This window comes from Lysobacter soli, from assembly GCF_003382285.1.
Taxonomy (GTDB): Bacteria; Pseudomonadota; Gammaproteobacteria; order Xanthomonadales; family Xanthomonadaceae; genus Lysobacter_J; species Lysobacter_J soli.
The window spans coordinates 239829-260311 of the sequence record NZ_QTJR01000006.1; the positions used below are offsets into that span (position 1 = coordinate 239829).

Annotated in this window: 16 protein-coding genes and 1 pseudogene; 9 read left to right on the forward strand and 8 right to left on the reverse strand. The window is 69.2% G+C overall.

Annotated features, from left to right (window positions below):
• Position 1: 1 nt before the first annotated feature.
• Positions 2-2863, reverse strand: a complete 2862-nt coding sequence (locus tag DX912_RS11060; protein ID WP_181902803.1) for an ATP-binding protein — start codon at positions 2861-2863, stop codon at positions 2-4.
• A 224-nt stretch (positions 2864-3087) separates the two neighbouring features.
• Between DX912_RS11060 and DX912_RS11065 the strand changes: the two genes are divergently transcribed.
• Positions 3088-5361, forward strand: coding sequence for an ATP-binding protein (locus DX912_RS11065; protein WP_115842566.1), 2274 nt, complete (start codon positions 3088-3090; stop codon positions 5359-5361).
• Positions 5362-5442: 81 nt separating this feature from the next.
• On the opposite strand, the gene DX912_RS11070 is transcribed toward DX912_RS11065, so the two are convergent.
• Positions 5443-6615 carry a PilT/PilU family type 4a pilus ATPase gene (locus DX912_RS11070; RefSeq protein WP_115842567.1) on the reverse strand — a complete coding sequence of 391 codons (1173 nt, stop codon included), beginning with the start codon at positions 6613-6615 and terminating at the stop codon, positions 5443-5445.
• Positions 6616-6744: 129 nt separating this feature from the next.
• Positions 6745-7782 carry a type IV pilus twitching motility protein PilT gene (locus tag DX912_RS11075; protein WP_115842568.1) on the reverse strand — a complete coding sequence of 346 codons (1038 nt, stop codon included), beginning with the start codon at positions 7780-7782 and terminating at the stop codon, positions 6745-6747.
• A 110-nt stretch (positions 7783-7892) separates the two neighbouring features.
• On the opposite strand from DX912_RS11075, the gene DX912_RS11080 reads away from it, so the two are divergent.
• The 3 genes from DX912_RS11080 to DX912_RS11090 are packed head-to-tail and all read left to right on the forward strand — an operon-like array spanning position 7893 to position 9974.
• Positions 7893-8576 carry a YggS family pyridoxal phosphate-dependent enzyme gene (locus DX912_RS11080; protein WP_233433564.1) on the forward strand — a complete coding sequence of 228 codons (684 nt, stop codon included), beginning with the start codon at positions 7893-7895 and terminating at the stop codon, positions 8574-8576.
• A gap of 36 nt (positions 8577-8612) precedes the next feature.
• Positions 8613-9449 (forward strand): pyrroline-5-carboxylate reductase, encoded by an 837-nt coding sequence (gene proC, locus DX912_RS11085; protein ID WP_115842569.1) that lies wholly within the window; start codon positions 8613-8615, stop codon positions 9447-9449.
• A gap of 12 nt (positions 9450-9461) precedes the next feature.
• The gene (locus tag DX912_RS11090) at positions 9462-9974 is read left to right on the forward strand and encodes a DUF4426 domain-containing protein (RefSeq protein WP_115842613.1); all 513 of its coding nucleotides are present in this window, start codon (positions 9462-9464) and stop codon (positions 9972-9974) included.
• On the opposite strand, the gene DX912_RS11095 is transcribed toward DX912_RS11090, so the two are convergent.
• Genes DX912_RS11095 through pdxH form a run of 4 tightly spaced genes read right to left on the reverse strand, consistent with a single transcriptional unit; the run spans position 9949 to position 12191 of the window.
• On the reverse strand, positions 9949-10293 hold the full coding sequence (locus DX912_RS11095) for a hypothetical protein (protein WP_115842570.1): 345 nt from the start codon (positions 10291-10293) through the stop codon (positions 9949-9951). The two genes, DX912_RS11090 and DX912_RS11095, sit on opposite strands and share 26 nt — an antisense overlap.
• Positions 10290-11093, reverse strand: coding sequence for a cobalamin-binding protein (locus DX912_RS11100; protein WP_115842571.1), 804 nt, complete (start codon positions 11091-11093; stop codon positions 10290-10292). Before DX912_RS11100 ends, DX912_RS11095 begins: the two co-directional genes overlap by 4 nt.
• Positions 11090-11548 (reverse strand): aminoglycoside 6'-N-acetyltransferase, encoded by a 459-nt coding sequence (aac(6'), locus tag DX912_RS11105; RefSeq protein WP_115842572.1) that lies wholly within the window; start codon positions 11546-11548, stop codon positions 11090-11092. Before aac(6') ends, DX912_RS11100 begins: the two co-directional genes overlap by 4 nt.
• Positions 11549-11588: 40 nt before the next feature.
• Positions 11589-12191, reverse strand: a complete 603-nt coding sequence (gene pdxH / locus DX912_RS11110) for a pyridoxamine 5'-phosphate oxidase (RefSeq protein ID WP_115842573.1) — start codon at positions 12189-12191, stop codon at positions 11589-11591.
• Positions 12192-12208: 17 nt separating this feature from the next.
• On the opposite strand from pdxH, the gene DX912_RS11115 reads away from it, so the two are divergent.
• The 5 genes and pseudogenes from DX912_RS11115 (at position 12209) to hemE (ending at position 16264) form a co-directional block, all read left to right on the forward strand.
• Positions 12209-13015, forward strand: coding sequence for a kinase (locus DX912_RS11115; protein ID WP_115842574.1), 807 nt, complete (start codon positions 12209-12211; stop codon positions 13013-13015).
• A gap of 22 nt (positions 13016-13037) precedes the next feature.
• A pseudogene (locus DX912_RS11120) lies at positions 13038-13580 on the forward strand (shikimate kinase); the annotation flags it as partial.
• Positions 13581-13675: 95 nt separating this feature from the next.
• Entirely contained in the window at positions 13676-14782 is a 1107-nt protein-coding gene (gene aroB / locus DX912_RS11125) for a 3-dehydroquinate synthase (RefSeq protein ID WP_115842576.1), read from the forward strand.
• 25 nt (positions 14783-14807) lie between these two features.
• A complete protein-coding gene (locus DX912_RS11130) occupies positions 14808-15062 on the forward strand; it encodes a WGR domain-containing protein (RefSeq protein WP_115842577.1) in 255 nt (84 codons plus the stop codon).
• A gap of 131 nt (positions 15063-15193) precedes the next feature.
• Positions 15194-16264 carry a uroporphyrinogen decarboxylase gene (gene hemE, locus DX912_RS11135; RefSeq protein WP_115842578.1) on the forward strand — a complete coding sequence of 357 codons (1071 nt, stop codon included), beginning with the start codon at positions 15194-15196 and terminating at the stop codon, positions 16262-16264.
• A 526-nt stretch (positions 16265-16790) separates the two neighbouring features.
• On the opposite strand, the gene DX912_RS11140 is transcribed toward hemE, so the two are convergent.
• A complete protein-coding gene (locus DX912_RS11140; protein ID WP_115842579.1) occupies positions 16791-20327 on the reverse strand; it encodes a ligand-binding sensor domain-containing protein in 3537 nt (1178 codons plus the stop codon).
• Positions 20328-20483: the final 156 nt, after the last annotated feature.

The following is a 20483-nucleotide window of genomic DNA, read 5'->3' on the forward strand; positions in this document are numbered from 1 at the left end:
GTCAGGACGGCTGCCGCGCCAGCGCGGACAGCCGCATTTCCAGCAGCTCGGTGATCGCGCTCGGCTCGGCCGGTTTCACCAGGTGCAGGTCGAAGCCGGCGTCGCGACTGGCCTGCTTCGCGTCCGCACCGCCCCAGCCGGTCAGTGCGATCGCCACGAACGGCCGGCCTAACGCGTCGTCGCGCATCGCACGACAGGCCTCGAAGCCGTTGAGATCGGGCATGCCGATGTCCATCACCACCGCATCCGGGCGCCATGCCCTCGCGCGATCAACCGCCTGCTGCCCCTCGTAAGCGACGGCGACTTCGAAGCCCGACAACCGCAGCAGCAGTGCCAGGGTGTCGGCGGAGGCGCGGTTGTCGTCGACCACCAGCACGCGCCTCCATGCGTGCGCGTCCGGGCACTCGACCACCAGCGGCGCGCCTGACACATCGACCGGTTCGAACTCGAACGTTTCGGGGATTTCGTCCAGCGGCAGGCGGACCATGAATTCGCTGCCTTCGCCCAGGCCCTTGCTGCGCGCCTGGATGCGGCCGCCGTGCATCGACACGAGTTCCTTTGCGACGGCGAGCCCGAGGCCGAGACCGTTCTGCCCGCGTTCGAGCGAAGTGTCGACCTGCATGAAGCTGGCGAAGATCTGTTCGAGGTCGTCATCGGCGATGCCGATACCGTCGTCGCGCACGCACAGCACCGCTTCGTCGCCCTCGCGCGCGAGCGACACGCGGATGTGCCCGCCTTCGGGCGTGAACTTGAGCGCGTTGCTGAGCAGGTTTCCGAGCACCTGCATCACGCGCGTCGTATCGGCGCAGACCATCAGCGGCGAGGGCGTCAGGTCGATCGACAACGTGCGGTTCTCCGCTTCGTAGGTCGGCTGCATCGCCTCGGCGGCGACGCGCACCTCGTGCACGAGATCGACGCGACGACGATCCAGCTCCACCTTGCCGCGGCTGATGCGGCTGATGTCGAGCAGGTCATCCACCATGCGCACCAGATGGCGAACCTGCCGCTCCATCATGCCCAGCGTCGCGCCGGCATCCTCGCGCACGTTCCAGCGGCGAAGCAGCTCCAGCCCGGTGCGCAGGGGCGCGAGCGGATTGCGCAATTCGTGCGCGAGCGTCGCCAGGAATTCGTCCTTGCGGCGATCGGCCTGGCGCAGCGCGTCCTCCATCAGGCGTCGATCGGTGATGTCGGCGAACAGCACCGCGACCTTCGGCGCATCCGCCGGCCCGACGCGGAAGGCGTACACGTCGAAATCGCGATCCAGCGCGTCGGCGCGACGCTCGAATCGCAGCGGCTTTCCGGTGCGCGCGACTTCGCCGTAGGTATCGAACCAGGCCTGCTCGTGGTCGGACGCGCATTCGCGCATGGTGCGGCCGAGCGCATTGACCAGGCCGGTCTGCCGCTCGAAGGCCGGGTTGATCTCGACGAAGCGGTAATCCACCGCGCGCTCACCCTCGAAGATCATCTCGATCAGCGTGAAGCCCTGGTCGATGGAGTCGAACAGGTGGCGGTATTTCTCTTCCGATTGCCGCAGCAGGCGCGCGTCGTGCTTCTGCTGCGTGATGTCCTGCATCATGCCGGTGACGGTGCGCACGCGACCGTCCTCGTTGCGGCTGCCGACCACGGCGCGGTCGTGCACCCAGCGCACGCAGGCGTCGTCGAGCACGATGCGGTACTGCGCGTCGAACGCCGACGACTTGCCCAGCGCGAACGACTCGTGCAGCGCGCGCACGCGTTGCGCGTCGTCGGGATGCACGCGCTGGAACCACGCTTCGCGTCGCCGCGCCGGTTCGATCGACCACAGGCGGCGATGCGCGTCGTTGAGGTGGTGCATGCGGTCCTGCGACATGTCCACGACGTAGAACGCCGCATCGAGGTTCCGCGCGACCTGCTGGAAGCGCTTCTCGCTCTGTCGAAGCGCGGCTTCGGCACGCGCGCGTTCCACCGCGGCCCACGTGCGCTCGGCGGTTTCGCGCACGACCTCGATCTCCTCCTCGCTCCAGTCGCGGGCGCGCTCGTCGCTGACGCCGAGCACGGCGATGAAGTGCTCGTTCTTCACCAGCGGCACGTTGATCAGCGAGCGGATGCTCAGCGCGAGGTAGCGGTCGCGCTCGGCCTGCCCGATATCGGCATCGTGTTCGGCATCGGTGATGACGAGGTTTCGCGCCGCGCGCAGCAGGTCCATCTTCGACGGGCTGTAATCGTCCAGCCGATAGCGGCCGTCCAGGCTCTGCACGCCCCGGTTGAAGCTGTCGCGCACGCGGCAGTACGTGCCGTTGTGTTCGACCTCGCCGTAGTAGCCGCGGTTGACGTCCAGGTGCTCGGCCAGCATCCCCATCGCCGTGCGCATGATCGCGCCTGCATCGGCGAGCGGGCGCAGCGCGTCGCCCAGCGCGAGCAGGAAACGCTGCGTCCGCGCGTTCGCGCGCAGCACGGCCTCGGCCTGCTTGCGATCGGTGATGTCCATCGCCACGCCGTCCATGCGTGTCGGCTGCGGTGGCGCGCCTTCGAACGAGGTCTGCCCGCTGACGGCGATCCACCGCTGCGAGCCATCGGGGCGGACGATGCGGACGTCTTCCTGCAGCAGGCCCGTGCCGTCCGGGTCGAGCGCGCGATCCATGGCATCGCGAAACGTTTCGCGATCGTCGGGATGGATCGTCGAGGCCAACGCGCGCGCCAGGCTGAGGGACGAACCGGGCGGCAGGCCGAACAACGCGAGCAGGCGCGCATCCGGCACGCCGCGGTCGTCCGCCGGGTACCAGATGAAACTTCCCAGGCCCGCGGCATCCAGCGCCAGCTGGACCCGCAGGTCGTTCGTCCGTGCCGGGTCGCCTGGCCGCCCCGGGCTATGGGTGGCAGCCATCGGTCGGAATCTGTCGATCGTGCATCCACGCATCTTGTGCCATCGGCGTGAAGGGTCGCGTCAACGCACGCGGCGGCAGGTGCGCCCGCGCCGACGAAGCATTCGCGCGGCGTGACGATACCGGCTCGCAATTCCCGCGGCGTCTGCTGCGAGCGCCGTGCGCGCTCACACCGGCCTCTGCGGGCGGGTGTAACGTAGGGCACGCGAACCCCAGGGCGTACGCGATGACCACACCCTACGGGCAGCAGCTCGCCCCTTCGGCCACGCCGGCGCCTTCCGACGCCGCGCCGCTGACGGCCACCCAGCTGGCCGATACGGTGCTGCTGCACCAGATCAGCGCCGAGCTGATCAGCCAGGAAGACGGCGGCGTCATCTACCGCAAGCTGGTGGATGCGGCGATGGCGATCATGCGTTCGGATTTCGGCAGCCTGCAGGTGCTCGAAACAGGCGCGCACGGGCCGCAGCTTCGGCTGATGGTGGCGCGCGGCTTCCCGGCCGAAGCCGAGCAGTTCTGGGGCGTCGTGCGCTCCACTTCCACCTGCAGTTCAGGGTCTGCGCTGCGGCTCGGCGAGCGGTTCATGTGCAGCGACGTCACCGCGGATCCTTCCACGTCCGAAGAGGATCTCGCGATGTATCGCCGCGTCGGCCTGGTCGCCGTGCAGGCCACGCCGCTGGTCACGCGCGGCGGGCGCCTGCTCGGCATGCTGTCCACGCACTGGCGCAGCCCGTACCGGCCCACGGCGGACCAGTTCCGCCTGTTCGACATCCTCGTGCGCCAGGCCGCCGACCTGCTCGAACGCAGCCAGACCGAAGCCGAACTGCGCGAGCGCGAAGCCTGGATGACCGGGCAGAAGGAAGCGATGCAGGCCGCGATGGACGGCGAACCGCTGCCCACCTCGCTGGGCATCCTCGTGCGGACGGCGACGCACGAGCTCGACGACGGCGTGCGCGCGGCGTTCTATCTCGTCGATCCGGAGGGCAAGCGGCTCAACCACGTCGTCGGCATGGGCAACGAGTACGCGAAGGAGGTGAGCGGCTTCCTGATCGGCCCGGAATCCCTCGCCTGCGGGCTGGCGGCCTCGACGGGCACGCCGGTGCTGACCTCCGACGTGCGCGAGGAGCCGCGCTGGGAGCCGTGGCGGTGGCTGGCGGAACGCTTCGGCTATCGCGCGTGCTGGAGTTTCCCGATCCACACCGCCGCCGGCACGTTCGTCGGCACGTTCGCGCTGTACTGGCCGGTCCCGTGCGAGGCCACGCCGCGCCACATCGAGCTGGTCGGGCGTCTCACGCAGACCGCCGCGATCATCATCTCGCGCGACAGCGAAGCCACCGCGCGCCGGCGCACCGCCGCCGCGTTGCGCGAGAGCGAAGCCGCGCTGCGCGATGCCGCGCGTCGCAAGGACGAATTCCTCGCGATGCTCGCGCACGAACTGCGCAATCCGATCGCGGCGATCCGCAACGCGAGTTACCTGCTGCTGAACAGCCCCGATGCGGTTTCGACTTCACGCTGCTCGGCGCTGATCGACCGGCAGGTCACCCTGCTGACGGACCTGGTCAACGACCTGCTCGACGTCTCGCGCATCACGCGCGGGCTGATCACGCTGCGGCAGGAGCCGTGCGACCTGCAGTCGGTCGCGCACCACGCGCTGGCCAGCCTGCAGCCGATGATCGGCAGCAAGGGGCACGAACTCGAATTGGTCGCGACGGGCGAGCCGGTGCGCGTCGTCGGCGACCCGGGCCGGCTGGAACAGATCGCCCTCAACCTCATCGGCAATGCCGTCAAATACACCGATCCTGGCGGGCGCATCCGCGTGGCCGTCGGCGTGGAGGACGGCAACGCCGAACTGCGCGTGAGCGACAACGGCATCGGCATGTCGCGCGAAGTCACCGAGCGCGTGTTCGATCTTTTCGCGCAGGCCGAGCGCGGACTCGCGCGTTCGCAGGGCGGGCTGGGCGTGGGCCTCACCATCGTCAAGCAGCTGGTCGAGCTGCATGGCGGCACGGTGCGCGCGCAGAGCGACGGGCCGGGACAGGGGTCGGAATTCATCGTCCGGCTGCCGCTTCGTTCGCGCGACGCGGTCGACGACACCGCGGCGGATGAGCCTTCGCGCGCCGGTTCGCTCGTCGCGCGGCGCATCCTGGTCGTGGACGACCGCGAAGATTACGCCGACTCGCTGGCGGTGCTGCTGGAGATCCAGGGCGCGCTGGTGCGCACCGCGCGCGACGGCACCGGCGCGCTGGATCTAATCCATGCGTGGCGGCCGGAGATCGTGCTGCTCGACCTGGGCCTGCCCGACATCGACGGCTTCGAGGTTGCGCGCCGCGTGCGCCATGCGCCGGGCGGCGATGCGGTGCACCTGATCGCGATCAGCGGCTACGGCCAGCCCGACGACGTGAAGCGCGCGCTCGAGGCGGGCTTCGATCGCCACTTCATCAAGCCGGTGGAAATCGCGGAGCTGATGCAGTGGCTGCAGGCGTCCTCGCGCGTCTCCACGTAGGCGCGGCGATCCGCAACGTCTCAAGTGAAAACGAAAAGCCCCGCTTCCGCGGGGCTTCTGCGTAGCTCGAAGGACCGGGGATCAGCGGACCTGTGCCAGCTCCACGCCGTCGAGCCCGGCCGCGAGCGTCTTCGCGTCGCCGCCCTGCGCGAGCTTGATGCGCAGGCGCACTTCGTTCTGCGAGTCGGCGTAGCGCAGCGCGTCCTCGTAGGAAATCTCGCCGGCCTGGTACAGCTCGAACAGCGCCTGGTCGAAGGTCTTCATGCCCAGCTGCACGGATTCCTTCATCACTTCCTTGAGCTTGTGGATCTCGCCATCGCGGATGTAGTCCTGCACCAGCGGCGTGCCCAGCAGGATTTCCATCGCCACGCGGCGGCCCTTGCCGTCCGGCGTCGGGATCAGCTGCTGCGCGACCACGCCCTTCAGGTTCAGGGACAAGTCCATCAGCAGCTGCTGGCGGCGGTCTTCCGGGAAGAAGTTGATGATGCGGTCCATCGCCTGGTTGGCGTTGTTGGCGTGCAGCGTGCACAGCACCAGGTGGCCGGTTTCGGCGAAGGCGATGGCGTGGTCCATGCCTTCGCGCGTGCGCACCTCGCCGATCATGATCACGTCCGGCGCCTGGCGCAGCGTGTTCTTCAGCGCCGCTTCCCAGCTGTCGGTGTCGATGCCCACTTCGCGCTGCGTGATGATGCAGCCCTCGTGCTTGTGCACGAATTCGATCGGGTCCTCGATGGTGATGATGTGGCCGGTCGAGTTGAGGTTGCGGTAGCCGATCATCGCCGCGAGCGAGGTGGACTTACCCGTGCCCGTCGCGCCGACGAAGATGATGATGCCGCGCTTGGTCATCGCCAGCGTCTTGATCACCGGCGGGAGGTTCAGTTCTTCCACCGTCGGGATCTTCGTCTCGATGCGACGAAGCACCATGCCGACCTGGTTGCGCTGGTAGAAACAGCTCACGCGGAAGCGGCCGACGCCGGCGACGCCGATGGCGAAGTTGCACTCGTGCGTCTTCTCGAATTCCTCGCGCTGCTGCGGATTCATCACGTTCAGCACCATGTCGCGCGACTGCTGCGGCGTCAGGGCGTTGGGCGTGATCGGCGCGATCTTGCCGTGCACCTTCATCGACGGCGGCATGCCGGCGGTGATGAACAGGTCCGACGCCTTCTGGTGCGCCATCAGCTTCAGGAACGAGGTGAAGTCGATGGCGCCGGAGGCGTTCGTGGCGGGCGTGGTGCCGGTGGTGTTGGTGCTCATGCGTTTTTCCCCTTGGCCGCGACCGGCGATCTGGCCTGCGGGATTGGCTGGAGCGACCGCCCCTGCGTCCCGACCCGATCCCGCTCCGCGGTTTTACGAATCCCGAATCCCGATTCCCCAATCCCGGAATTACTCGAACAACCGCTTGTCCTTCGCATATTCCTTCGCCTGCGGACGCAGGATCAGGCCGCGCTTGACGAGGTCCTGCAGGTGCTGGTCGAGCGTCATCATTCCGTAGTTCTGGCCGGTCTGGATCGCCGAGTACATCTGCGCGACCTTGTCCTCGCGGATCAGGTTACGGATGGCCGGGATGCCGACCATGATTTCCCACGCCGCGGTACGACCGCCGCCGACCTTCTTCAGCAGCGACTGCGAGATCACCGCGCGCAGCGATTCGGACAGCATCGAGCGCACCATCGGCTTCTCGCCGGCGGGGAACACGTCGATGATTCGGTCCACGGTCTTGGCCGCCGACGAGGTGTGCAGCGTGCCGAACACCAGGTGGCCGGTTTCCGCGGCGGTCAGCGCCAGGCGGATGGTTTCCAGGTCGCGCAACTCGCCGACGAGGATGTAGTCGGGGTCTTCGCGCAGCGCCGAACGCAGCGCCTCGTTGAAGCCGTGCGTGTCGCGGTGCACCTCGCGCTGGTTGATCAGGCACTTCTGCGAGGTGTGCACGAATTCGATCGGATCCTCGACGGAGAGGATGTGGCCGTATTCGTTCTTGTTGATGTGGTCGATCATCGCCGCGAGCGTGGTCGACTTGCCCGAGCCGGTCGGACCGGTCACCAGGATCAGGCCCTGCGGCTGCTGGATCAGCTCGCGGAAGATCGGCGGGCAACCCAGATCGTCGAGCGTGAGCACTTCCGACGGAATCGTACGGAACACCGCGCCGGCGCCGCGGTTCTGGTTGAACGCGTTGACGCGGAAGCGCGCCAGGCCGGGAATCTCGAACGAGAAGTCGACTTCGAGGAATTCCTCGTAATCGCGGCGCTGCTTGTCCGACATGATGTCGTACACCAGCGCGTGGACCTGCTTGTGGTCCAAGGCCGGGATGTTGATGCGGCGAACGTCGCCGTCCACGCGGATCATCGGCGGCAGGCCGGCGGACAGGTGCAGGTCGGATGCTTTGTTCTTGACCGAGAACGCCAGAAGTTCGGCGATATCCATTCGTGCTCCCCTGCACAGCTGGAATGAAACGGTGGTACGGAATTTCCCCTGACGGCAGTATAGCCCTGCCCCCTTGCCCCATTTCCAGCACTTTTGTCAGGAACTGAGACGTGCGCGCGCGCGCCCTGAAGGACATTACGCTCCAGCTTCAAAACGCGGCCGCCTCCGCCGGCAGGCCAGGCCCGCGCCTGCTCGCAGTCAGCAAGACCCAGGATGCGACCGCCGTCGCGGAACTGGCCGATGCCGGCCAGCGCGCCTTCGGCGAGAACTACGTCCAGGAGGCGGCCGGCAAGGCCGCCAAACTCGCCGGCCGCGGGCTGGAATGGCACCTCATCGGTCACCTGCAGTCGAACAAGGCCCCGGTCGCCGCGGCCCTGTTCGACTGGGTCCAGACGGTCGACCGCCCCAAGCTCGTGGAGGCGCTGGCGCGCCACCGCCCCGCCGATCGCCCGCCGCTGAACGTGCTGATCCAGGTGAACATCGACGACGAGGCCAGCAAGCACGGCTGCCAGCCCGACGACGTCCCCGCCCTCGCGCGGACCATCGCCGCCGAGCCGCGACTGTGCCTGCGTGGGCTGATGGCGATCCCGACCCCGCATCCGGATCCGGAACGTCGCCGCGACGCCTTCCGCCGAACGCACGCGCTGTTCGACGCGCTGCGCGCCGGATATCCGACCGTCGACACGCTGTCGATGGGCATGAGCGACGACTACGCCATCGCGATCGCCGAAGGGGCGACGATGGTGCGCATCGGCACCGCACTGTTCGGGGCGCGGCCGCCGAAAGGCGCGTAGCACGGGCGGCGTCGGTCGCGTTGGTATCCTCCCGGCATGAACGATTCCGCTCCCCGCACCCCGACCGTCGCCTTCATCGGCGGCGGCAACATGGCCCGCAGCCTGATCGGCGGCCTCGTCGCACGCGGCCGCCCGGCGGGCGCCATCCGCGTCGCCGAGCCCGTCGCCGCCCTGCGCGATGCCCTGCAGACCGACTTCGGCGTGACCTGCGCCGAGCACGCCACGTCCGCGGCCGAGGGCGCGGACGTCTGGGTGCTCGCGGTGAAGCCGCAGGTCATGCGCGAGGTCTGCGCGGCCCTTGCTCCGCTGGCGCAGGCGCATCGCCCGGTGGTGGTGTCGATCGCCGCCGGCATCACCACCGCGCAGCTCGAGCGCTGGCTCGGCGGCGACCTCCCCATCGTGCGCGCGATGCCGAACACGCCCGCGCTGCTCGGCGCCGGCATCACCGGCCTGTTCGCCAACGCGCGCACGAACGATGCCCAACGCGCCGAGGCGGATGCGCTGCTCGATGCCGTCGGACCCACGGTCTGGATCGACGACGAAGCGACGATGGACGCGGTGACCGCCGTTTCCGGCAGCGGCCCGGCCTACGTGTTCCTGCTCGCCGAGGCGATGCAGGCCGCGGGCATCGCACAGGGCCTGCCCGCCGATGCCGCGCGGGCGCTGGTCCGGCAGACGCTGCTCGGCGCCGCGACGATGCTGGTGAAGCAGGACGAACCCGCCGACGTGCTGCGCACGCGGGTGACGTCCCCCGGCGGCACCACGCAGGCGGCGATCGAAACCTTCGAGGCGGGCGGCTTCCGCGAACTGGTCGACCGCGCCATCGCGGCGGCGACCGAACGCGGCCGCCAGCTGTCCGCCGCCAACGACTGACCGGAGCGAACCATGCACGTTCCCAGCCCGCGCCACGCCTTCGCCGCGTCCCTGCTGTCCGTCGCGCTCACTGCCTGCGGCGGAAGCGCGCCGCCTGGGCCTCCCTCGGCGCCCGCGAGCGCATCGGCGTCGCAGGAAGCGGTCAGCCGCATCGGCGATGTCACGATCCGCGCGTCCGCGATTCCCACCTCGACCTTGAGCGAACCGGTCGCGCGCCAGTACGGCATCGCGCGCAACGACGACACGGTGATGCTGCTCATCGGCGTGCGGCAGGGCGAAGGCGCGCAGGAAACCGCGCTTCCGGCGCGGATCGTCGCTACCGCGAGCGACCTGCGCGGCCGCAAGCACGTCATCGACATGCGCGAACTGCGCAGCGGCGATCCCGGATCGCCGCAGGCGCTGCTCGATTACGTCGGCACCGTCGAGGTATCCCCGCCGGACACGCTGCGCTTCGACGTGCAGATCGTCCGCGAGAACGGCGCGACGTCGCAGATGCAGTTCAGTCGGGATTTCTATCCGCGCTGACGAAGGTGGTTTCCTCCTGCGGGGTCAGCACGAGCGTGCCGCGCAGGATCACGCCGTCGCCGAAAGGGATCGGGGTTCCCGACTCGAACGCCTGCCGCGCCCCTTCCTCGTCCAGGAATGAGACATGCACGCCGACGGATTCTCCAACGCCGATCGTGTCGAGATCGGCGGCGATTGCGAAGCCGTACCAGACTCCGCTCTCGGCGCGGGCGGCAGGCCTTGTGGTGGCGACCGGAAGGAGACGACCGGGCCGGCCATAACTATCGATGCGTTGCAGTGAGATTACTGCGGGCCGCCAAGGCAAGCCGGACACATTCATGTCGAAGGCCGCTCCGCCCAGCGCCGGATCACCCTCGCGATCTCCGCAACGCCATCGCTCAGCGACGCCGGCCCCGGCTGAAGGATGATCGGCGACTTGATCTCGTGCAGTTCGCCGTCGCGCACCGCGGGGATCGCGTCCCAGCCCGGGCGCGCAGCTACTTTCTCGGGGCGGAACTTCTTGCCGCACCATGACCCGAGGATTATGTCCGGCGCGCGTCGCACGACCTCCGACGGATCCTCGAGGATGCGTTGCTTCGCCAGCGATTCGGCCGCGCGTTCGGGAAAGATGTCGTCGCCGCCCGCGATGCGAACCAGTTCGGCGACCCACTGGATGCCGCTGATCAGCGGCTCGTCCCATTCCTCGAAATACACCTTCGGCCGCTGCGGGAGTTTCGCGGCCTGCGCGGCGATGTCGTCCAGACCGCGCTGCAGCTCGTCGGCGTAGACATTGGCGCGATCGGCCACGCCGACAAGCGCGCCGAGTCGGCGGACGTAGTCGATGATGCCGTCCACGCTGCGATGGTTGCTGATCCACACCTCCACGCCGTGGCGGATCAGCTCGCCGGCGATCTCCGCCTGGATGTCGGAAAACCCGATCACGAAGTCCGGCCGCAGCTTCAGGATCTCGCCGATCTTCGCGCTGGTGAACGCGCTGACTTTCGGCTTTTCCTTGCGCGCGATCGCCGGGCGCACGGTGAACCCGCTGATGCCGACGATGCGATCCTGCTCGCCCAGCGCGTACAGCGTTTCGGTCGGCTCCTCGGTGAGGCAGACGATGCGGCGCGGCCCGTGCGTCATCGCGTCGCTCCCGCAAGCGCCTTGCGGAAATACACCACGCGCTCGGTTTCCTCGAAGCCATACGCGGCGTGCGCGGCGTGGCTGGCGGCGTTGTCGATCAACGCATCGGACGCGAGCTCGCGGCATCCGCGCTCGCGCGTCCACCGTTCGACCGCGTCGACCAGCGCGCGACCGACGCCGCTGCGACGTGCCGCCGGAACCACGTAAAGCCCTTCGAGGAAGCCGACCGGCGAGCTTTCCGTACCGTTGACGTAGTCGTGGCGGAGGGTCGCTTCGGCAAACCCGATCGCCTGGCCATCCGCATCGAACGCGAGCAACACGAGCTGATCGTCTTCTTCCAGCTGTGCGAGCAAGGCATCGACGGTGTCGTCGGCATCGGGCCACAGCGACAGCCGCATCGCCATCCACGACGCCAGATCCCGCGTGTCGGCGCGACGCACGCCGTGGAGGCTCATGCGCGCTGCCCTGCAGCGGCGCGCTTCAAGCCAGCCGATCTCATGGGAAGAGCATCCGGCGATGCCAGTCGCCGGCGACGTCGCGCTCGTAAGCCTGGCGCTCGTGCAGGCGGTAGTTCGCGCCGTACCAGAACTCGATCGTGTCCGGCTTCACGCGCAACCCGGTCCAGCGCGGCGGACGCGGCACGTCGCGGCCTTCGAATTCGCGTTCTGCCTGCGCGAGGCGTTCCTCGAACTGCTCGCGCGCTTCCAGCGTTTCGGATTGCTTCGACGCCCACGCGCCGAGCTGGCTTCCGCGCGGACGCGATGCGAAGTACGCGTCGGCTTCCTCGTCGCTGACGATTTCCACCGGGCCCTCGATGCGCACCTGCACGCCGTCGCGCACGCGCGGCCAGTGGAACAGCAGCGCAGCGTGCGGATTGGCCTGCAGTTCGCGGCCCTTGCGCCCGTCCAGGTGCGTGTAGAACACGAAACCGCGCGCGTCGTGCGCCTTGAGTAGCACCGTGCGCGCCGACGGTCGCGCGTCGAGGCTGGCGGTCGCGACGGTCATCGCGGTGCGGTCGGACTCGCCGGCACGTTGCGCTTCGTCGAACAGCGCATCGAACGTGGCGAGGGCTTCTTTGAGCAGGTCGGGCGTGTCCATTGCGCTATTGTGGGCCGATGCCGCCCCGTGTGCACCCCGCCGCCGGATTCGACGCTGCGCTGGTGGCGGACCTCCTCGCCGATGCGCTGGCGCCGGGCGTGAACGTGTACGGCATCTGCGGCCTGCAGGGCTCGGGCAAATCCACGCTGGCCGCGCAGCTCGCCACGATGGCGCGTTCACGCGGACTGCGCATCGCGGTGCTGTCGGTGGACGACCTGTACTTCGGGCGTGGCGAACGCCGGCGCCTGGCGCGACGCGTGCATCCGCTGCTCGCCACGCGCGGGCCGCCGGGCACGCACGATGTGACATTGGGCTGCGCCACGCTCGACGCGCTACGCGCGGGCACGCCCGTCGCACTGCCGCGCTTCGACAAGCTCGCCGACACGCGCCTGCCGCCATCGCGCTGGCGACGCGTCGAGGCGGTGGACCTGGTCCTGTTCGAAGGCTGGTTCCTGTGCACGCCGCCGCAGGACCAGGCCGCGCTGCGCGAGCCGATCAACGCCGTCGAACGCGATGAAGATGCCGACGGCACGTGGCGTCGTTACTGCAACGACGCGCTCGCACGCGACTATCCCGCGCTGTGGTCGCGCATCGACCGCCTGCTGTTCCTGCAGCCGCCGGGCTTCGAGACCGTGCCGCAGTGGCGCTGGCAGCAGGAGCAGGCGATGCAGGCGCGTCGACGGGCCGCGCATGGCATGTCCCGTGCCGACATCGACCGCTTCGTCGCGCTGTTCGAACGCGTGAGCCGGCAGGCGCTGCGCACGCTGCCCGGCATCGCCGACCGGACGCTGCGGCTCGACGCGCAGCGACGCCCGGTCGGCTGACGCAGCGCTTAGAATCCGGGGGATGAACCCCGCGTCCAACCTCGTCCTCGTCGGCCCCATGGGCGCAGGCAAAACCTGCGTCGGGCGGCGCATGGCCGAACGCTTCGGGCTGCGCCTGGTCGACGCCGACCACGAGATCGAGCGCCTTGCCGGCACGAGCATCAACACGATTTTCGAGGTCGAAGGCGAAGCCGGTTTCCGCGCGCGCGAAAGCGCCGTGCTGGCCGCGTTGCTGGCGCAGGACGGCATCGTGCTGTCCACCGGCGGCGGCGCGGTGCTCGACCCGGACAATCGCCGCCGCATGCGCGAACGCGGCTTCGTCGTGCACCTGGTGGTGAGCGTGGAGCAGCAGCTCGCGCGCCTGGCCCGCGATCGCAGCCGGCCGCTGCTGGCACGCGGCGATCGCGAGCAGGTGCTGCGCGATCTTTCGGCCCACCGCGCGCCGCTGTACGCCGAAGTGGCCGACCTCGTCTTCGATACCGACGCCCACGACAGCGCCGCCGCGGCCGAACTGCTCGCCCGCGAGCTCGATGCCCGGTGGCAGCGCGCGACCGACACGCCGGCTTCATCGTCCCCGGCGGGACAATGCGAACTTCAGGATGACGAGGCTGCGGACGGCGAATCCGCGCCGCGCCCGTCGTCCCCCACTCCGGAATTCCCATGAGCACCATGCGCACGGTCAAGGTCGATGGCGAGGCGCGCTACGACATCTGCATCGGACCGAACCTGCTCGGCGATTCGGCGCTGCTCTCGCATGCGCTGCGCGGACGCCATGCGCTGATCGTCAGCGACGGCAACGTCGCGCCGCTGTATGCCGACCGCGTCGAAGCCACGCTGCGTGCCGCGCGGCCGACGCTCTCCATCGCCTGCTTCGTGATCCCGCCGGGCGAACAGGAAAAGACGCTCGCGCGTTTCTGCGAGGCGCTCGATGCACTGGCGAAACTCTGCGCGACGCGCGACGCGACGGTGATCGCGCTCGGCGGCGGCGTGGTCGGCGACCTCGCCGGTTTCGCCGCGGCGTGCTGGATGCGCGGCATCGACGTGGTGCAACTGCCGACGACGCTGCTGGCGATGGTGGATTCCTCCGTCGGCGGCAAGACCGCGGTGGACCTGCCGGCGGGAAAGAACCTCGTCGGCGCGTTCCATCCGCCGCGCGCGGTAATCGCCGACACGACGACGCTGCGCACGCTGCCCGAACGCGAGCTGCGCGCGGGGCTGGCGGAAGTCGTGAAATACGGCGCGATCTTCGACGCCGAATTCCTGACGTGGCTGGAACATCATGCCGACGCGCTGCTGGCCGGCGACGACGCGGCGCTGTCGGAGGCCATCGCGCGTTCGTGCCAGTACAAGGCCGAAGTGGTGTCGCGCGATCCCTACGAACACGGCGAGCGCGCGTTGCTCAATTTCGGCCACACCTTCGGCCATGCGATCGAGGCCGCGCAGGGCTACGCCGGCGCCGGGAGCGCCGCGCTGAACCACGGCGAGGCGGTGGCGGTCGGCATGGTGCTGGCGGCCCGGCTGTCGGCGGCGCTCGGTCTGGCGCACGCGTCGGATACGCACCGCCTGCAGGCGCTGCTGCAGCGGCTGGGCCTGCCGACGGTGATCCCGGCCGGCCTGGAGCCCGAGGCGCTGCTCGACCGCATGCGCCTGGACAAGAAGGCCGAGGCCCATGGCCTGCGCTTCGTGCTGTGGGAACGCGCAGGGCTGGCGAAGATCGTCTCCGGCGTGCCGGACGAGCGGGTCCTGGACGTGCTGCGCGGCCGCTGACGGCCGCTCTCGTACAATCCACGCCATGCGACTGCTCCTGCAACAACGGCCCGACGGCCGCGAAGCGCCCCGCTTCGTCCAGCTTATGCTGCAGCCCGACCTGCTCGGCGGGTGGACGCTGGTGCGCGAAAGCGGCCAGATCGGCGGGCGCAGCACCCTGCGGCGCGAGCAGTTCCTCGACCAGGCCAGCGCCATGGCCGCGCTGGAATCGGCACGCGACCAGCAGCTCAAGCGCGGCTTCCAGCTGATGTTCGTGCAGGGCGCCGACGCCCCGAAATAGCCGCCCCGCCGAAACAGTCCGGTTCGTCGCGGTCCCGAGCGGGCACGGCGCGAGCCGCGATAATGGCGGCCGTTCGACCCGCCGCTCCGCCGATGCCCCGCGTCGCGCGCTCCCGAAAGCAAGGATCACCGATGACCGCCACGCCCCCGAAGAACGACCGTTTCCTGCGCGCCCTGCGGCGCGAGCCCGTCGACCGCACGCCCGTGTGGCTGATGCGCCAGGCCGGCCGCTATCTGCCGGAGTACCGCGCCACGCGCGCCGCGGCCGGCAGCTTCCTGGGCATGGCGAAGAATCCCGAGCTGGCCTGCGAGGTGACGCTGCAACCGCTGCGTCGCTTCCCGCTGGACGCGGCGATCCTGTTCTCCGACATCCTGACCGTGCCCGACGCGATGGGCCTGGGGCTGTATTTCGTCGAAGGCGAAGGTCCGAAGTTCGAGCGCCCCGTGCGCACGCACGAGGACATCGCGAAACTCGCCGTGCCCGACATGGACCGTGAGCTGCGCTACGTCACCGACGCGGTGCGCACGATCCGTCGCGAACTGGACAACGCCGTGCCGCTGATCGGTTTTTCCGGCAGCCCGTGGACGCTGGCCTGCTACATGATCGAAGGCGGCGGCAGCGAGAACTTCTCGAAGGTGAAGTCGCTCGCACTGAACGACCCGGCGGCGATGCACCGCCTGCTCGAGGTGGTGAGCGATGCCGTCATCGCGTACCTCGACGCGCAGCGCCAGGCCGGCGCGCAGGCGCTGCAGGTGTTCGATACGTGGGGCGGCGTGCTGTCGCCGTCGATGTATCGCGAGTTTTCGCTGCGCTACCTGAAGAAGATCGCGCAGGCGCTGCCGCGCGGTGAGGACAACACGCCGCTGATCCTGTTCGGCAAGGGCAACGGCGCGTATCTGGAAGAGCTGGCCGACAGCGGCGCCGAAGGCCTCGGCATCGACTGGACCGTCGGCCTGGGCGATGCCGCACGCCGAACCGGCGGCAAGGTCGCGTTGCAGGGCAATCTCGACCCGGTGACGCTGTACGCGCAGCCCGACGCGATCCGCCGCGAAGTCGGCCGCGCGCTCGACGACTACGCGCAGGGCAACGGCGGCTCGCGCGAAGGCCACGTCTTCAACCTGGGCCACGGCATGTCGCCCGACATGAGCCCGGATCACGTCGCCGCTCTGGTGGCGGCGGTGCATGAGTTGAGCGCGCGGTAAGGCGATTGCTTGCGCTGATGGCGCGTGCGTTGATCGTTTTATGCGTTGATCTTTTTGCGTTGACCGTTTTTCGCGTTGATCGTTCGAGGCGTGACGCTGCGCCGCTAGCGCCGCTTTGAGCCCCTCTCCCACCGGGAGAGGGGTTGGGGTGAGGGGCAACGAAGGTGCGGCGCTCAACAGCCAATGCACGGAAAAACTGCGCTGTTGCTTTTCAACGATCTCGCGACCATCAAAATGGATTCCAGCTTTCGCTGGAATGACGGTGCTCTAGCCCCTCTCCCACCGGGAGAGGGGTTGGGGTGAGGGGCAACGAAGGTGCGGCGCTCACTAGCCAGTGCAGGGAAAAACTGCGGTGTCGCTTTGCTGGATCTCGCCAAGATCAAGATGGATTCCAGCTTTCGCTGGAATGACGAAGTCGTGGCTCGCCCGCTGCGCAGTGCCCCAACGCTGAGGGCCTAGGTTCCGGCCTTCGCCGGGATGACGGTGTAGAAGAGGGCGTCGGGCCGTCGGCGCTGGTGTGGAAACCCTACGCCATCTCCACCCGCGGAACGCCCTGCAGCAGCGCGGCCAGCATCGCGCCGGTCACCGGCTTGCGCAGGAAGCCCTGGAAACCCGAGGCCATCGCCTGCGGTTCTGCGTCGGCGTCGGCGCGGGCGGTGATCGCCAGCAGCGGCCGGTCGAAGCCCTGCATCCGCAGGTGCGAGGCGAGCGCGAGGCCGTCCATGCCGGGCAGGTCCAGATCAAGCAGCGCCGCGTCGAAGGTCCCGGTCGCCGATTCGGCAAGCGCAGCCAACGCATGCGAGACATGCGTGACGCGGTGGCCCTGCGCGCGCAGCAGGCCGCAGATCACCTCGGCCACCGTCGGATCGTCTTCCACCAGCAGCAACGTCAGCGGGCCGCCGCGCGAGTCGAGCAGCGCCTTCGCGTCATCGTGGGTTCCGGGCACGACCGCGTGCGGCAACGGCAGCACGACGATGAAGCGCGCGCCTTCGCCGGGGGCGCTCTCCAGTTCGATGGAGCCGCCCATTTCCGCCGAGAGTTCCTGGCAGATCGCCAGGCCCAGCCCGCTGCCGCCGTAACGCGCGGCCGTGCGCGCGCCCTCGGCCTGTTCGAAGCGGCGGAACAGGCGCGCCTGTTGTTCGCGACTCAGGCCCGGGCCCGTATCGATCACCTCGAAACGCACGCCGCGGGGCGACAGCGCGCCCACGCGCAGTTCGACGCCGCCGCGCTCGGTGAACTTGATCGCGTTGGCGAGCAGGTTCAGCAGGATCTGGCACACGCGGCTCGCATCGCCTCGCATGCCGGCCGGCGCGTCGTCGTCCACGATGACGCGGAACGCCAGTCCTTTCTGCTTCGCCAACGGCGCCATCAGCGTCGTCGCCTCGTCTACGACGTCGCGAAGATCGAACGGCTCGTCGGCCAGTTCCAGGCGGCCGGATTCGATGCGCGCCAGGTCGAGCGCGTCGTTCACCAGCCGCAGCAGGTGGCGGCCGGCGCGACGGATCGACTCGACGTGGCTGCGCTGCTGCCCGTCCAGTGGCGTGTCGAGTAGCAGCTCGCTCATGCCCAGCACGCCCGTCATCGGCGTGCGCACTTCGTGGCCGAGCGTGGCGAGGAAGCGCGTCTTGGCGAGCGAGGCCTGTTCGGCGAACTCGCGTTCGCGCTCGGACAACTGCCATGCGTGGCGCCGCTTGAGGCGGCGACGGTACGCGTCGGCGCTCCACCAGCCCACCGCGACGACGATGCCGGCGAAAGCGGTCATCGCGATCCACGTCTGCCACCACGGCGGCTGCACGCTGACGGACAGCGTCTGCGGTGGCGACCAGATGTTGTCGGCCGCGCGCGCGACGATCTGCAGCGTGTAGTCGCCGGGATCGAGCTGCGAATAGACGCGTTCGCCCGTGGAATCGACGTCGACCCAGTCGGCGTCGTAACCGCGCAGGCGGAAGCGGAACGCGTGGTTGCGCGCATCGTTGAACGACAGCAGTCGCGCGACCACGCGCAGGTCGCGGTCGCCGGGCTTGAGCACGATCGGCTGCGAGGCATCCAGCGGCGTGCGCAGGTCGGCGCGGCTCACGTCGACGCTCTGCACCAGCAGGCGCGGCGGCTCCACCGAGGGATGCACGTCGGCCGGCGCGAACATCACCAGGCCATCGGGCGAACCGACCAGGATGCGGTCGCGATCGCGCGTCATCACCGGCCGGCTCGGGAATTCCTGGTTGGACAGGCCATCGCGCACGCCGTATACGCGCACGACGCGGCGCTTGGGCTCCACGCGCAGCAGCCCGCGCACCGTGGTGGCCCACACCACGCCGTCGGGATCCACCGCGAGTCCGTTGAGCGCGACCTCCGGCATGCCCGCGAGGCGATCCAGCCGTTCCACGCGCGTGAGCTTGTCGCCGTCCCAGCGATAGGCTTCCAGCACGCCCAGGCGCGCGATCCACATGCGATCGCGACCTTCCTGCGCGAAGCTGAGGATCGTGCCCGACGGCGCGCCCGGCACCGGGACGAAGCGCCGCGCGGTGTAATCCCATTGCGACAGGCCGTCCGACCACGCCAGCCACAGCGCGCCATTGGGGCCCACGCCGATCTGCTGGATCGTGCCGCCTTCCGGCGGACCGCGCAGGTCGCCGGGAACGATCGATTCGATGCGCACGCCCTCGGCCGTTCGTGCCTGAACCTCGCCGCCCTGCCCCGCGGTCCAGACCAGCCCGTCCGGCGTCTGCGCGAGATAGCTGGACCCGCTCGGGACCGGGTCTCGTTCGTCGTGCGCCGTCCAGCGGCGCGCGTGTCCCGTCCGCGGATCCAGCCGCACCAGGCCGTCGTGGTAGCTCATCCATACATATCCCGCGCGGCCTTCGAGCACGGAGTAGACGATGTAGCCCTCGCTGAAATCGCGCGCGACGTGCGTCACCGCGCCGGTGCGCGGATCGAAGCGGTCCAGCACGCCGCCGGTGCCGACCAGCCACATGCTGCCGTCGCTGCTGGGTGCGATGCCGTGGACGGCGGCGTTGCCCAGCGACGCGGGATCGTCCACCTGCCGCGAATACAGCGCGAACTGGCGCCAGTTCGCCGGCAGGTACCACAGGCCGTTGCCGGCGCTGCCGAACCACACGCCGCCTTCGCGATCTTCCAGCGACGAGGTCCACGACGGACGCACGATGCCCTGCGAGGACGCGCTGAACAACGGCACGTTCTGCAGCCGGCCGTTCTGCTCGATCCCCATGCCTTGCGGCGTGTCGAACCAGTACTGCCCGGCGCGGTCGCGCACGAGGATGTCCAGCACCGTCGCGCCTTCGCCCAATGCGCGGAAAGGCGTCGCGTCGAAGCGACCGTCGCGCCCGCGCGTGCCGACGCCGCGCGGCGTGCCGAACCACAGCGTGCCGTCGGGCTGCACGCCGATGGAATTGATCACCGGCGAGCCGAAGGTCGACGGCGGCACGCGATCGAAGTCGCGACCGTTCCAGCGCGCGGCACCATCGCGCGTGGCGATCCACAGATCGCCATCGGGCGTGGTGCGCAGCTGGCTGACTTCCAGGCTCGGCAGGCTGCGCGCGTCGTCGGGTCGGGGCACGAAACGCTGCACGCGACCGTCGGGATCCAGGCGATGCAGGCCCGCCGACGCGGTCCCGAACCAGATCGCGCCATCGGGCGTGGAGGTCACCGACCACACGTTGTCGCTGCCGATGCCGGGCGTGTTGTGCGAGTCGTAATGGCGGAACGTGCGACGGTCGGTGTCGAGCATCGCCAGGCCCGCCTGGCTGGTGCCGACCCAGATGCGGTTCCGCGCGTCGACGTGCACCGACCAGAGGTAGTTGTCGAGCAGGCCATCGCCGGCGCGCCAGATCCGGAAGGTGATGCCGTCGTAGCGCGCGAGGCCGTCGCTGGTGGCGATCCACAGGTAGCCGCTCTGGTCCTCGGCGATGCCGTTGATGCTGTTGGACGGCAGGCCGTCGGCGACCGTGAGCTGCCGCGGGCGCGGGATCGCGGGACTGGCCCACGCGACCGACCAGGCGGCATGGCACACGGCGCACAACAGCAGCGCCCACAGCAAACGGATCATCGAATTCCCCTGTCTCTACAGGTGCACGTCTTACGTGGGTCGGGCGGGATCGGCAAGGGGAATGGCCCTTTTCCGGCCGTCCCGGGCCGCCTCCGCGGCTGCAACGGTTCGTTACGCCACTCGCCCGCCCTGTTCACCCGGCTGCGCCTAGAATCC

Excerpts from the sequence above, each read along its gene's own strand:
- DX912_RS11070 (WP_115842567.1), bottom strand. The coding sequence starts at position 6,615 with ATGAGCACCAACACCACCGGCACCACGCCCGCCACGAACGCCTCCGGC.
- DX912_RS11095 (WP_115842570.1), bottom strand. The coding sequence starts at position 10,293 with ATGAATGTGTCCGGCTTGCCTTGGCGGCCCGCAGTAATCTCACTGCAA.
- DX912_RS11115 (WP_115842574.1), top strand. The coding sequence starts at position 12,209 with ATGCCGCCCCGTGTGCACCCCGCCGCCGGATTCGACGCTGCGCTGGTG.
- proC (WP_115842569.1), top strand. The coding sequence starts at position 8,613 with ATGAACGATTCCGCTCCCCGCACCCCGACCGTCGCCTTCATCGGCGGC.
- DX912_RS11140 (WP_115842579.1), bottom strand. The coding sequence starts at position 20,327 with ATGATCCGTTTGCTGTGGGCGCTGCTGTTGTGCGCCGTGTGCCATGCC.
- pdxH (WP_115842573.1), bottom strand. The coding sequence starts at position 12,191 with ATGGACACGCCCGACCTGCTCAAAGAAGCCCTCGCCACGTTCGATGCG.
- DX912_RS11065 (WP_115842566.1), top strand. The coding sequence starts at position 3,088 with ATGACCACACCCTACGGGCAGCAGCTCGCCCCTTCGGCCACGCCGGCG.
- aroB (WP_115842576.1), top strand. The coding sequence starts at position 13,676 with ATGAGCACCATGCGCACGGTCAAGGTCGATGGCGAGGCGCGCTACGAC.
- DX912_RS11130 (WP_115842577.1), top strand. The coding sequence starts at position 14,808 with ATGCGACTGCTCCTGCAACAACGGCCCGACGGCCGCGAAGCGCCCCGC.
- DX912_RS11060 (WP_181902803.1), bottom strand. The coding sequence starts at position 2,863 with ATGGCTGCCACCCATAGCCCGGGGCGGCCAGGCGACCCGGCACGGACG.
- DX912_RS11100 (WP_115842571.1), bottom strand. The coding sequence starts at position 11,093 with ATGACGCACGGGCCGCGCCGCATCGTCTGCCTCACCGAGGAGCCGACC.
- DX912_RS11075 (WP_115842568.1), bottom strand. The coding sequence starts at position 7,782 with ATGGATATCGCCGAACTTCTGGCGTTCTCGGTCAAGAACAAAGCATCC.
- DX912_RS11090 (WP_115842613.1), top strand. The coding sequence starts at position 9,462 with ATGCACGTTCCCAGCCCGCGCCACGCCTTCGCCGCGTCCCTGCTGTCC.
- hemE (WP_115842578.1), top strand. The coding sequence starts at position 15,194 with ATGACCGCCACGCCCCCGAAGAACGACCGTTTCCTGCGCGCCCTGCGG.